This window comes from Paenibacillus sp. GYB006, assembly GCF_036577645.1.
Lineage (GTDB): Bacteria > Bacillota > Bacilli > Paenibacillales > Paenibacillaceae > Paenibacillus.
In genome coordinates, this window is the sequence record NZ_JARBDA010000001.1 from 93,700 (window position 1) to 106,259 (window position 12,560).

The following is a 12,560-nucleotide window of genomic DNA, read 5'->3' on the forward strand; positions in this document are numbered from 1 at the left end:
TGTATGGATTGATCATACAATTCCAAAAGTCTAATATTTTTTGTTTTCTTAAATCTCTATAAATAAGGAGAAGGCCATGCAGAATGAATTCATTATAATTTCAACTGCGGATTGGGACAATCCGTTTTGGACCAATAAACAACATATTGCCAAAAGGTTGGCTGATCGGGGATATAAAGTTCTCTACTTAAATTCAATGGGATTAAGAGCCCCTAGCGGAAATAGCAAAGATTTGAAAAGAATTATTAGAAGATTTAAAGGGATGTTTAAGGGGCTTCAACAAAAAGATGACAATCTATGGGTATGGTCACCTATAGTTATTCCTTACCAAAAAAGTTCATTGGTTCGAAAAATAAACTTCATGATTTCTAAATGTTTTATAAAGTATTATGCTAAAAAATTGAATTTTACTAACTATATTCTTTGGACATATAATCCGATCAGCCACCCTCTCTTAAACAAAGGAGAGGTTACTTCTGTATATCATTGTGTAGATGAAGTATCTGTACAACCAGGCATGCCCGAAGAAGTTATAAGAGAAGAAGAATATAAGTTGGTAAAAAATGTTGATATTGTGTTTGCTACTTCTCAAAGTTTATATGACAAGAGAAGAAGTATAAATCCAACAACTTATTACAGCGCTAACGTTGCGGATTTTGATCATTTTTCTCAAGCGAGAACAAAGAAGTATGAAGTTCCTAGGGAATTAGGTGAATTACAGGGGGCGATTATTGGTTTTATTGGTGCAATCAGTGGTTATAAACTAGATTATCAACTTATATTTGAAATAGCTCAATCTAACCCTGATAAAAATTTCGTGTTTATTGGTCAAGTCGGTGAAGGAGATCCTAAAACAAACGTAAGTCAAATTAAACAATTGAAAAATGTATATTTAATTGGACCGAAGCCTTATGAAGAACTTCCAAGGTATTTACAGTATTTTGATGTATGCTTATTACCTAATAACCTTAATGAATATACTAAAAATATGTTCCCTATGAAGTTCTTTGAATATTTAGCTGCAGGTAAACCTGTGGTTATGACTTCACTCCATGCATTGCAAGAGTATTATGACCTTTGTTACGTCGCAAGGAATTCGACTGAATTCTCTGATTATATTAGTCGTGCTTTAAAGGAGAAAAATAATGAGAATTTTAATGAGCTGATAAACACCCGAGTTTCAGAGGCCAAATCACACGATTGGGAGGCAAGAATAGACAATATGTTAGATAGGATTGAACAAGTCAATTTCCAAAATACAAATGGAAAGATAGGAATTTATGATGCTAAAAGCATTTAGCATATTATTTAGTGGCAATTTAATAGGGAAAATAATAGGTGCTCTTCGAGAGATGATTATCGCTGCTCTTTATGGTACATCGTCTCCTGCAGCAGCATTAAGAATATCTCAAAGTGCAACGTTAATACCTGTCAACTTCTTTACTGCTGAGAGTTTAAATGCTGTATTCGTCCCCTTGTATAATAAATACAAGTTAGATAATGAACAACGTGCAATTAACTTTACTTGGTTTATGTTTTCTTTGATAGGAAGCGTATCAATATTCTTAGCTATTATTTTATTCTTTACTGCAAAAATATGGGTTGCGATATTAGCTCCAGGATTTAATGAAGAAACATTGAAATTAACAATAAATTTTGTGCGAATAATGTCACTAGGTATTCCGTTTTATTTAATGAATTCTGTTATTTCATATTTTGAGATATGCAATAAGATATATATTATGAGTTCTATCAGAGCTTCTGTGCAGAGTATCGGTCTTATTATCAGCTCATTATTTTCTTTCTATTTAAGTAATGTAGAGTATCTAGCCTGGGGGTTTACTGGGGCATATGTTTATTTGTTTTTTCATGGTCTTTATAATCTGAATCGAAAACGACTAATCAAGCTTCCTTCATTAGATTTAAAAGAAATTAAAATAATTATCCGCGATTTTTGGAAGCTTCTTAAACCATTACTTTTATTTCCATTCTTACTTCAAGGTAATATTATTATTGAGAAGGTTATAGCTTCGTTATTAGGAGTTGGGGTGGTTGCTTCTTTGGATTATGCTAAATTTATCTCCGAAACGGGCTTGTTACTTATTGCAGTACCTATAGGTACCATATTTCTTTCTGAGTTAAGTAATGCATCTCCTGAACGCGTGGAGAATCTGCTACATAAAATAATACCTATAATTATGATGATAACTATACCGTTATCTCTTTTTTTTATTGTTAATAGTGAAGGAATAATTTCATTGTTCTATGCTAGAGGTGCATTTAACAGTGAATCAGTGCAATTAACTCGAAATATCTTTATTGGTATTTCAATCGGGTTATGGGCAACAATTACAGCGTATATCTTACAAAAAGTTTTAAATGCGCAAATGAAAAATAAGGTAGTCGTCAAAATTATGGCCGCTTCAGTATTTACTAATATTCTAATTAATGTATTTTTATATAAGTTTCTTGGACCCTTGACGCTGGGCTTAGGATCATCGCTATATGGCTTGATATATCTCCTTTTAGCTTCATATAATTTAGGAATTCTAAAATTCACGGTACAAAACATACTCGTAGTAGGTGCTGGTTCATTACTGTATATTCCTATTGCTATACTGATAAACGGAAATTCAATTATATATTTATTGCTTTCAGCATTGGTGTTTTTTATTTATTGGTTGTTATACATTTTATCTATTAAAAGTTTAAGAAATGCAGTTATGCCAGTATTATTGAACAGATTAAAAAAAACAAAAAAAGTCACGTCAATTGGAGAGTGAGAAGAGTTGAAAGTTGCCATAGTGCATGATTGGCTGACAACGTATACCGGGGCTGAGAAAGTTGTAGAACAAATTCTTGAAATTTATCCTGATGCCGATTTATTTACTTTAGTTGATTTTTTAAAAGAAAATGATCGAACTTTTCTAAATGGGGTTAAAGTTACTACCTCTTTTATTCAAAAAATGCCTTTTGCCAAAAAGAAATATAGAAACTATCTTCCGCTAATGCCGATTGCGATAGAACAATTCGATCTTTCTTCTTATGATTTAATTATTTCATCTTCACATGCGGTCGCCAAAGGAGTTATAACAGGACCTGATCAATTTCATATATCTTATATTCATACTCCGATTAGATACGCATGGGATTTGCAACATCAATATTTGAGAGAATCTGGATTGAATAGAGGGTTCAAATCTCATATAACAAGGGCAATACTTCATTACATTCGTTTATGGGATTATAGGACTTCAGCAGGTGTAGATCTCATGGTATCCAACTCGAACTTTATTAGAAAAAGAATTCAAAAAGTCTATAACAAAAATGCAATAACGATATATCCTCCAGTAGACGTTTCTATGTTTCAATATCAAGAGATTAAACAAGATTATTATCTTACCGCTTCTCGATTAGTACCATATAAAAAAGTGGACCTAATAGTTGAAGCATTCTCAAAAATGCCAGACAAAACGCTTTACGTAATTGGTGATGGACCTGATATGGAAAAAGTTAAATCCTTTCAATCAAGCAATGTGAAATTATTAGGTTATCAATCTACTGAAGATTTAAGAAAATACATGCAGAATGCCAAGGCATTTGTATTTGCAGCGGAAGAAGACTTTGGAATTACTCCAGTAGAGGCTCAGGCATGCGGTACACCAGTTATTGCTTTTGGTAAAGGTGGAGCTCTTGAGACGGTTATAGGAAATCCGGAGATAGAAAAGGAACTTACTGGGTTATTTTTTTATGAACAGACTACAGAATCCTTAATAGATGCGGTTGAAAGATTTGAAAGTATCATGAATGGAATTCTCCCTCAGAACTGCAGAGAACACGCATTGAAATTTTCTAATGAACGTTTTCGTGAGGAATTTAACCAATTAGTACAAAGCTATCTGTTTAACAGTAGTACTGAATCTAATTTAAATGAAATACAAACTGAATATAGAGAAGACTTGATGGTTGAGCGTCCTGAGAAAAGAGGTGTAATATGAAATTAATATTGCTATCTGGTGGATCAGGGAAAAGACTTTGGCCACTATCTAATGACGCAAGATCTAAACAGTTTCTTAGAATATTAGATATGGATGGTCAAGATGAAAAAGTATCTATGGTACAGAGAGTATGGGAACAGCTGAAAAAAAACGGTTTATCAGATGATTCTTATATTTCGACAAGTCAGAGTCAGGTTGAGATTCTAAATAATCAATTGGAAAATGAAATAAGATTAGTAGTTGAGCCTGAAAGAAGGGATACATTCCCTGCAATATCTTTAGCAGCATCTTACTTATATAGTATGTCAAGTGTGAGTCTAGATGAAACAATTGTAATTTTACCGGTTGATCCATATGTAGAAGACCAATTTTTTGAAAATGTCAAAAATCTTGATCAAGTATTAAATGATTCAGGAGCAGATATCGCGCTTATTGGTGTTAAGCCAACTTATGCTTCTGAGAAATACGGGTATATTATTCCAGAACAAATTGATAACAATCAATTCTATACAAATGTTAATACATTCGTTGAAAAACCTCATCATTCTGAAGCAGTGTCAATGATTTCTCAAGGCGCTCTTTGGAATTGTGGGGTTTTTGCATTTAAACTAAACTATTTAATTGATTTGCTTATTGAATTGGGTTTACCTATCCAGTATGAAACTATGTTGAGTCAATATGGACAAATGCCTTCCACTAGCTTTGATTATAAAGTAGTCGAGAATGCTAAGAATATTGTAGTTAGCCCATATCATGGGTACTGGAAAGACCTAGGAACTTGGAATACATTAACGGATGAAATGACTAACCCTATTGTTGGTAAAGGCTACATCTCTGAAGATTCTATTAATTCTCATCTTATTAACGAACTGAATCTTCCTGTAACAGTGTTAGGCCTTTCTAACATTGTAGTAGCCGTAAGTCCTGACGGAATTTTGGTGAGTGATAAGGATGAAAGTCCACGGATCAAAGAGATTTTAAAGTCGGATACATCCAGACCAATGTTTGAAGAAAGAAGATGGGGATATTATCAGGTTGTTGATTATTCTCAAAATAAAGAGAAAGATCAAATTCTAACTAAGAAAATATGTATAACAGCCGGAAATAACCTTAGCTATCAGTATCATATATTCCGTGAGGAACTATGGACTATTGTATCTGGAGAGGGAGAGTTAGTGTTAAATAATTCAATTCAAACTTTGAAAAAAGGTGATTTAATAAGAATTCCTCCTAAAACAATGCATAGTGTAAAGGCAATTTCAGATCTTGAGATCATTGAAGTACAAATGGGATCAAATCTGATAGAAGAAGACATTATTAGGCTTAGTACTGATTGGTCCGAAATCATTAAGTTCTGTATAAAATAAGGAGGAAATTTATAATGAAAATTGCTGTCATAGGTACAGGTTATGTTGGATTGGTTTCAGGAGTATGTTTTTCTGAGATAGGTAACGAAGTTATTTGTGTAGATAATAATCCATTAAAGGTAGAGATGTTGGAAAAGGGTGAAGTTCCAATCTACGAACCAGGACTTGATGAGTTAATCATAAAAAACAAGGCAGCCGGAAGGCTGTCTTTTACTTTTGATGTAACTAGTGCAGTGCAGAGTTCTGATCTAGTTATATTAGCTGTAGGGACACCGCCTCTGCCAAGTGGAGAAGCTGATCTAAGCTATATAAAACAAGCAGCAATAGATGTAGCGAAAGCAATGGATGGGTACAAAATTATAGCGACAAAGAGTACTGTTCCTGTGGGTACAAATGAATATGTAGCTAGTATTATTAAGTCAAACAGTCATTATCCATTCTCGGTTGCTTCATTACCTGAATTTCTTAGAGAAGGTTCAGCAATTTATGATACCCTCAATCCAAACCGCATTGTAATCGGTTCTAATGATTATGAAACACAACGAACTCTTGTAGAACTACACTTGCCGTTAACTACTAATATCATTACAACTGATCTTCGATCAGCAGAAATGATTAAATACGCATCTAATGCATTCTTGGCAACAAAAATTTCATTTATAAACGAAATTGCTAATATTTGCGAGAAAGTAGGCGCTGATGTAACTAGAGTAGCAGAAGGAATGGGATATGATCAACGGATAGGAAGTTCGTTCCTTCAAGCTGGTATCGGTTATGGGGGTTCTTGCTTCCCTAAAGATACAGAAGCATTAATTCAAATCGCGGAGAATGTGGATTATGAATTTAGATTGTTAAAATCAGTCGTTGAAGTTAATAAGGATCAACGCTTTAATATTATTAGAAAACTTGAAATGGCACTAGGATCTCTTAAAAATAAGAACATTGCAATTTGGGGGTTGGCTTTTAAACCAAATACAGACGATATTCGAGACGCTCCTGCACACAGTATTATTCAGGAGTTAATTAAGTTGGGAGCTAATGTGAAAGCATACGATCCAATTGCTACTGCTAACTTTCAAAAAGAACTTAATCATGAATCTATTTCTTGGTGCGAAACTGCACTCGAGGCAGCAAAAGATAGTGATGCTCTATGTCTCTTGACTGAATGGTCTGAATTCGCAGAGATTGATTTGTTTGATTTAGCATCAACCATGGCTCATCCAGTATTAATTGATGGAAGAAACGTTTATGATCCAGAAAAAGTAAAGGATGCATCGTTCACTTATTATTCAGTGGGTCGTCCTCATACAGCTAATACTTATACAGAAGCTATGTCCTAATGGACATAGCTTCTTTTTTTAGGTTCCAAAACTACCCTATAACAGATCGGGGAATATTATAGATGAAAAGATGGGCGAAGGTCACACTTAGCATAGCTTCGTTATTTATAGTTCTTGGTGTTGGATACGGTGTTTATTTATACAAATCCATTGAATCGACTGCGGAAAGTATCTATGAACCTAGAGATCCTATTCCTGCGGTAACTAATATAGATGGTGGACAACAAACAGATACAGATGCCGTATCTGAGAAAATAGCAGATCAAGAGCCCTTTTCCGTACTACTATTAGGAGTCGATGAGAGAGCGAATGATGTTGGACGCTCGGATACGATGGTTGTTCTTACCGTGAACCCTGCTAAACATTCTATTCTGATGTTTAATATTCCTAGAGATACTCGTACAGAAATCATAGGAAGAGGAACAGAAGACAAAATTAATCACGCCTATGCTTTTGGTGGTGTAAACATGTCTGTACAAACAGTTGAAAATTTTCTGGGTTCTCCAATTGATTACTATGTAAAAGTGAATATGGAAGGATTCACATCAATAATAGACTTATTGGGTGGTGTGAAAGTAGATAATCCATTTGAATTTACTATTGATGGCGAATTATTTAATAAAGGTCCGATACAATTAACGGGAGAAGAGGCACTTTTATTTTCCCGTATGAGATATGACGATCCTCGTGGCGACCTCGGACGTAACGCAAGACAACGTGAAATTATTCAAGAACTGATGAATAATGCACTCCAGGTTTCTAGCGTAGCCAAGATCCAAAATATCTTAGGTGAAGTAGGAAATAATGTGAAGACCGATATTACATTTGACGAGATGAAGCAATTTATTAAGGACTACCGTTCAGATCTGAAAAATATCGAAACGATAGAAATACAAGGTCACGGTCAGCGTATTAACGGAATCTACTATTACATTGTAGACGAGCAAGAACGGGAACGAGCACAGAACTTAATGAAGGAACATTTGCAAAGGGTTGATACTCCTTGAGTAGACTAGAGAGAAAAAGGGCGAGTCGAAAAAAGAAGCAATGGATTTATTTGCTTATTGGTATCCTTCTTGTATGGGCAGTATTCATCTTGTTTATGTCCACTCGATCTTATCAACAACAGACCATTCGCCCTCTTCTTATTAAAATCGCAAATCAGATTAATATAGATATCCCTTTACCTAATGTTAAGGTTCATTATGGGGGAAATAACTACGATCTTCAGTCGAATCCCTATGGGTTCATTGAATTTACCTTTCGTAAAAGTGCCCATGTATTTGTATATGCTGTACTCACACTACTAGCCCATTATCTGATTCGGAAAAAGTGGGGGAGAAGTCTATACAGCTATATTATCCCGCTCGTTTTTGTTGTTATTGTGGCAAGTATTGATGAGACCTTGCAGAAATTTTCAGTGGATCGTACGTCATCCCCCTATGACGTTCTCCTAGACTTCACCGGTGGATGCATCGCTCTACTTCTCATGATCCTGATTGAAAGGATCTCACGCAAACGCAGGTCTAAAGATTCCTCCTCGCTCATAACCTGAGAAAGATACAAAGGACAAGAGGGAGGGAGCATCATGCTGCGCAGACGCCGAGGGAGTGGACTTATCAAATTGCTCACTGCCGCCTTGGTGGTGGGCTTGATTATTCTTTTGTTCTTGAGTGTACGTGGGATGGTTAAATCAACGAATGAAGAAGAAGCGGTTAAGATCGTTGAACAATTCTATGATTATGAGCAAGAAGGGGACTTTGGAAGTTCATGGGAACTATTTCATTCGCTTATGAAGGAACGATATAAGAAACCCGACTATGTTCAGACCCGGGCACATGTGTTCATGCAGCATTTCGGTACGAACACCTTCCAGTATGAACGGAGCGAACCAGAGCGGAAATTTGATGTACAATTGGTTGAAGGAACAGAAGCCTTGAAGGAAGTTTACCTCATAACAGTAACACAGATCTATCATTCTTCCTTCGGTAATTTCAAGATCGTCCAGCCCGTATATGCTACTGAAGAGTCAGGCGATTGGCGGGTACTATGGTCATTTCAGAAATCGGAAGATTTCTAATGTTGTATACATATGAAGAGCCCCTCTATGCACAAAGAAATCCTGTGCAATAGAGGGGCTTTTTTTACTTTTTATTCTGCTTTTTTCGAGATTTCTAAGCAAAGTTGTCCTAACGTACAAGCAGCAAGCGTACAATAAAGTAGGTCAGGATGGGTGCGCCTACAATAACCAGTACAGGTACGAGGCTGATGTGCCTCGATGCATTCCTCCTCCATTTTTTCACTGTTCTTTTCATCATCATTCCTCCTAAAAACAACCATATTTCTACAATACAAATTGTATCATTTGTCCGTGATCGTGTGAATGTGAAAAATGACTCGTTTTCGTAAATATGATGTGATTTACCCTTTTTTTCAGAAAAAATGCGATTTAACCCCTAAAATACAGGTTATATTTGTAATATGGAGTGATTATTCTTGACAAAGATATAGGACTCCATTATGTTCGAGATACAAAATGTATCGAATTAGATCGATTTTTGTAGTTCAAGAATGTGTTACACGTTACTTGAATGGGAGGGGATTTTTAGTGATAGGTACTCGCCGTTTTTATTGTGTGGCCTGCAAGAAAATTATGTGGGTCGAGAATGAGTCTGTAAGTACTTTTGACTCAGATCGCATTACTGCCGATCTTATCTTCCGGACGGGATTCTATCGAAATGAAATGCCGCTAGGATATTGTGGTCACTGCCGTGAAATTCACCATCATCTGCAAGATCAGGAGCAGGCTGTGCAGCAGGAAAGTCATCATCTTCCTTCCATGTATTCTTCTCAGAAGAGTGCTTCACCTCTCGAATGTGGTACAGGTTGTATGGTACACTAGCTTCTGAGCTTAAGTTTCGGTACGAATCTGTACGATATTTGATAAATAAGGAGTGAACTTGTCCGTGCATCAAGAACCGGTTGTTCGAATGCAAGGGGTCAGCAAAGTCATTTCTTCCCGCTATCTAGTACGAGACCTGACTCTGGATATCCATCCAGGCCAGGTCTTTGGTTTTTTAGGACCCAATGGCGCGGGAAAAACGACGACGATCCGTATGATGGTTGGACTGATTTCGATTAGTGAAGGCGATATACATATTGCGGGGCATAGTATAAAACATGAATTTGAAGATGCGATTCGCGAGGTAGGGGCGATCGTTGAGAACCCGGAAATGTACAAGTTTATGACCGGGTACCAGAACCTGTTACATTTTGCCCTTATGTCACCAGGTGTAACCAAAGAACGAATTCAGGAAGCGATTGAACTCGTCGGACTTACGCAGCGTATCCATGATAAGGTGAAGAATTACTCTCTAGGAATGCGGCAGCGACTTGGCGTGGCACAGGCAATATTGCATCGTCCCAAGCTACTTATTCTAGATGAGCCGACGAATGGACTGGACCCTCAGGGAATTCGTGAACTGCGGGATTATCTCCGCAAACTATGTGATGAAGAAGGAACGACCGTCTTCGTATCCAGTCACCTGTTATCTGAGATGGAGCTGATGTGTGATACGGTGGCTGTCATACAAAATGGAAACCTCATCGATGTGAGAAGCGTAAAAGAAGAAGGAGTACAAACGGCTACGGAATATGTCTTTGAGGTGAGTGACGTGGATATGGCGTACAAGCTCCTTAAGGGTGAAGGAAGAGTAGAACAAGGGATGTTATATCTGTCTGGAACAAGAGATGAGGCTGCAGCGCTGAATGCTCTTCTAGTGCAGCGTGGTATACAGGTATATGGAATTCGTGCTAGAAGGAATTCTCTAGAAGATCGGTTCCTAGCCCTTACGGGAGGTGAATCGATTGAGTAATTTTATGATGCTTGTCCATAATGAGAATATGAAGATATACCGGCGTATGCGGACATGGGTCATGCTGGGCATTTTGGCCTTTATGTCGATCATCATTCCCTATCTCTTTTCCGGCAACGGGGGAGGAGAGACGACTTCCTTCTGGGAGGGAGCGATGCTCTCTGTTACGTTTGTCAGCTTCCTGAATACGATCTTTTCCGTCGTGATCGCAGCAGATTCCGTAGCAGGGGAGTTCTCTTGGGGAACGATTAAGCTCTTGCTGATCCGTCCTTGGACGAGGAGTAAAATTCTTTTCTCCAAGTATCTTTCTGTTCTGCTATTCAGCATACTCAGTACACTTACTATGATTCTGCTTGCTCTTGGTACATCGTATCTGCTCCTATCTTCTACAGCAGATGTGGGAATGATACCTGAAAATATGACTCCCGCGAGTTATGCAGTGATTAGTTGGGTATTTGAATATGTAGATCTATTTATTACGATTGCGATTGCTTTTATGGTATCAACCGTATTTCGTTCGGGTGCGCTTGCGATTGGTTTGTCTCTATTTATCCTATTTACTCAGGGAATCTTCGGAATGATCTTTAATCCTGAACGTTATGGATGGGCGAAGTACATACTATTTACGAATATGGATCTTAGTCAGTATCTGTATGTGTATGGGGATGGCCAGGGAGGCATGAGTCTTGGTTTCTCGATGATGATTCTTGCCGTGTATTATGTCCTCTTTATGGGAATCTCCTGGTACGTATTTAATAAAAGAGATGTGGCTGCGTAAAGCAGCATGACCGAATCGTAGTTACGCTTAAAGATATCCATACAGAAGCTTCGCTGCATATCGTAGACAAAATTTATGTGGATGGAGGGTCTGGCATTGACTCAAACAAACCGATTTTTCCGATTTCTGATCGGAATTATTCTGGTCTTTCTTGTGATTTACCTGGGTTCAAAAGTAAACTTTATTTTTGACCCGATCATCTCGTTCGTCAGTATTATACTTGTTCCGCTGATGCTGGCTGCATTTTTCTATTATCTGCTTCGGCCGTTAGTAGAAATCATGACGAAGCGGAAACTCAATCGTACGATTGCCGTTCTAATTATTTTTCTGGCAATCGCTCTTATTCTGGTTGGGTTTATTCTAGGCGTATGGCCGTCTCTTCGGGCGCAGTTCCTCGCATTCATCGAGAGTGCACCTGATCTGCTCAATATGCTTGGAAAGCAAGTGAAGGAATTAGAACAGAGCGGCGTTCTTGCCCAGTTTTTCCCGGAAGGTACGAATATACTAACTAAGGTGACCGATATTATCAATCAGGGATTTACGGTGGCCGCCAACTATTTGTCGGGTCTCGTTTCCTTCTTCTCCTCCTTTGTGGTCGTACTTTTTGTCTCACCGATTATGCTGTTCTTTATGCTTAAAGAGGGCGGTAAATTTGGGGAGAACATTGTCAGCTTCCTGCCAAGACGTTTTCGGGATGAAGGTACAGACTTGCTGAATGATATTGATAACTCACTCAGTGGATTTATTGTAGGCCGTGTCATTGCGAACATTGCATTAGGTGTACTCATGTACATTGGTTTTCTTATTATTGGTTTACCGTATGCGTTACTTCTTACCGTCGTCTCCATAATTATGAATTTCATTCCATTCATTGGAGCGATTGTATCTTCAATTCCGATTGTGATTATTGCCTTCACAGAGGAACCTATGATGGCATTCTGGGCGCTGGTTATCATCCTTGTTGCACAGCAAATTCAGGATAACCTACTGGCACCATACATTATGAATAAGACACTGGATATCCATCCAATCACGACGATTGTTGTTGTACTCGTGGGTGGAGATATCGGAGGCCTAATCGGTATGCTGCTGGCGATCCCCGTCTACATGACGGTAAAGATCATTGTAGGCCGTGTATATAACGTGTTCTTTAAAGATCGCTGGGAAAAAGTATAGCGGAAACGGAAGAATATCGACCTTTA

Annotated in this window: 13 protein-coding genes; 12 read left to right on the forward strand and 1 reads right to left on the reverse strand. The window is 37.6% G+C overall.

The window, feature by feature from the left end; translation table 11 throughout:
- Positions 1-76: 76 nt before the first annotated feature.
- The 8 genes from PV403_RS00430 (at position 77) to PV403_RS00465 (ending at position 8,785) form a co-directional block, all read left to right on the forward strand.
- On the forward strand, positions 77-1,300 hold the full coding sequence (locus tag PV403_RS00430; RefSeq protein WP_332083264.1) for a glycosyltransferase: 1,224 nt from the start codon (positions 77-79) through the stop codon (positions 1,298-1,300).
- Complete coding sequence (gene murJ / locus PV403_RS00435) at positions 1,281-2,783, forward strand: murein biosynthesis integral membrane protein MurJ (protein ID WP_332083265.1); 1,503 nt, start codon at positions 1,281-1,283, stop codon at positions 2,781-2,783. Before PV403_RS00430 ends, murJ begins: the two co-directional genes overlap by 20 nt.
- Positions 2,784-2,789: 6 nt before the next feature.
- Positions 2,790-3,998 carry a glycosyltransferase family 4 protein gene (locus PV403_RS00440; protein WP_332083266.1) on the forward strand — a complete coding sequence of 403 codons (1,209 nt, stop codon included), beginning with the start codon at positions 2,790-2,792 and terminating at the stop codon, positions 3,996-3,998.
- Positions 3,995-5,365 carry a sugar phosphate nucleotidyltransferase gene (locus PV403_RS00445; protein ID WP_332083267.1) on the forward strand — a complete coding sequence of 457 codons (1,371 nt, stop codon included), beginning with the start codon at positions 3,995-3,997 and terminating at the stop codon, positions 5,363-5,365. The genes PV403_RS00440 and PV403_RS00445 overlap by 4 nt, the downstream gene beginning before the upstream one ends.
- Before the next feature lie 14 nt (positions 5,366-5,379).
- Positions 5,380-6,705 (forward strand): UDP-glucose dehydrogenase family protein, encoded by a 1,326-nt coding sequence (locus PV403_RS00450; RefSeq protein ID WP_213532901.1) that lies wholly within the window; start codon positions 5,380-5,382, stop codon positions 6,703-6,705.
- Between the two features lie 62 nt (positions 6,706-6,767).
- The gene (locus PV403_RS00455; protein ID WP_332083268.1) at positions 6,768-7,712 is read left to right on the forward strand and encodes an LCP family glycopolymer transferase; all 945 of its coding nucleotides are present in this window, start codon (positions 6,768-6,770) and stop codon (positions 7,710-7,712) included.
- On the forward strand, positions 7,709-8,260 hold the full coding sequence (locus PV403_RS00460) for a VanZ family protein (RefSeq protein WP_332083269.1): 552 nt from the start codon (positions 7,709-7,711) through the stop codon (positions 8,258-8,260). The genes PV403_RS00455 and PV403_RS00460 overlap by 4 nt, the downstream gene beginning before the upstream one ends.
- Before the next feature lie 33 nt (positions 8,261-8,293).
- The gene (locus PV403_RS00465) at positions 8,294-8,785 is read left to right on the forward strand and encodes a hypothetical protein (protein WP_332083270.1); all 492 of its coding nucleotides are present in this window, start codon (positions 8,294-8,296) and stop codon (positions 8,783-8,785) included.
- Between the two features lie 109 nt (positions 8,786-8,894).
- Here the strand turns inward: PV403_RS00465 and PV403_RS00470 are convergent, their stop codons facing one another.
- The gene (locus PV403_RS00470) at positions 8,895-9,020 is read right to left on the reverse strand and encodes a hypothetical protein (RefSeq protein ID WP_332083271.1); all 126 of its coding nucleotides are present in this window, start codon (positions 9,018-9,020) and stop codon (positions 8,895-8,897) included.
- Positions 9,021-9,313: 293 nt separating this feature from the next.
- On the opposite strand from PV403_RS00470, the gene PV403_RS00475 reads away from it, so the two are divergent.
- The 4 genes from PV403_RS00475 (at position 9,314) to PV403_RS00490 (ending at position 12,534) form a co-directional block, all read left to right on the forward strand.
- Positions 9,314-9,607, forward strand: coding sequence for a hypothetical protein (locus PV403_RS00475; RefSeq protein ID WP_332083272.1), 294 nt, complete (start codon positions 9,314-9,316; stop codon positions 9,605-9,607).
- A gap of 88 nt (positions 9,608-9,695) precedes the next feature.
- Positions 9,696-10,580, forward strand: a complete 885-nt coding sequence (locus tag PV403_RS00480; protein ID WP_332083771.1) for an ABC transporter ATP-binding protein — start codon at positions 9,696-9,698, stop codon at positions 10,578-10,580.
- On the forward strand, positions 10,573-11,358 hold the full coding sequence (locus tag PV403_RS00485) for an ABC transporter permease (protein ID WP_332083273.1): 786 nt from the start codon (positions 10,573-10,575) through the stop codon (positions 11,356-11,358). The genes PV403_RS00480 and PV403_RS00485 overlap by 8 nt, the downstream gene beginning before the upstream one ends.
- A gap of 96 nt (positions 11,359-11,454) precedes the next feature.
- A complete protein-coding gene (locus PV403_RS00490) occupies positions 11,455-12,534 on the forward strand; it encodes an AI-2E family transporter (RefSeq protein WP_332083274.1) in 1,080 nt (359 codons plus the stop codon).
- Positions 12,535-12,560 lie beyond the last annotated feature (26 nt).

Coding starts and splice junctions, on each gene's coding strand:
- PV403_RS00450 (WP_213532901.1), top strand. CDS start 5,380: ATGAAAATTGCTGTCATAGGTACAGGTTATGTTGGATTGGTTTCAGGA.
- murJ (WP_332083265.1), top strand. CDS start 1,281: ATGATGCTAAAAGCATTTAGCATATTATTTAGTGGCAATTTAATAGGG.
- PV403_RS00445 (WP_332083267.1), top strand. CDS start 3,995: ATGAAATTAATATTGCTATCTGGTGGATCAGGGAAAAGACTTTGGCCA.
- PV403_RS00430 (WP_332083264.1), top strand. CDS start 77: ATGCAGAATGAATTCATTATAATTTCAACTGCGGATTGGGACAATCCG.
- PV403_RS00455 (WP_332083268.1), top strand. CDS start 6,768: ATGAAAAGATGGGCGAAGGTCACACTTAGCATAGCTTCGTTATTTATA.
- PV403_RS00480 (WP_332083771.1), top strand. CDS start 9,696: ATGCAAGGGGTCAGCAAAGTCATTTCTTCCCGCTATCTAGTACGAGAC.
- PV403_RS00465 (WP_332083270.1), top strand. CDS start 8,294: ATGCTGCGCAGACGCCGAGGGAGTGGACTTATCAAATTGCTCACTGCC.
- PV403_RS00470 (WP_332083271.1), bottom strand. CDS start 9,020: ATGAAAAGAACAGTGAAAAAATGGAGGAGGAATGCATCGAGGCACATC.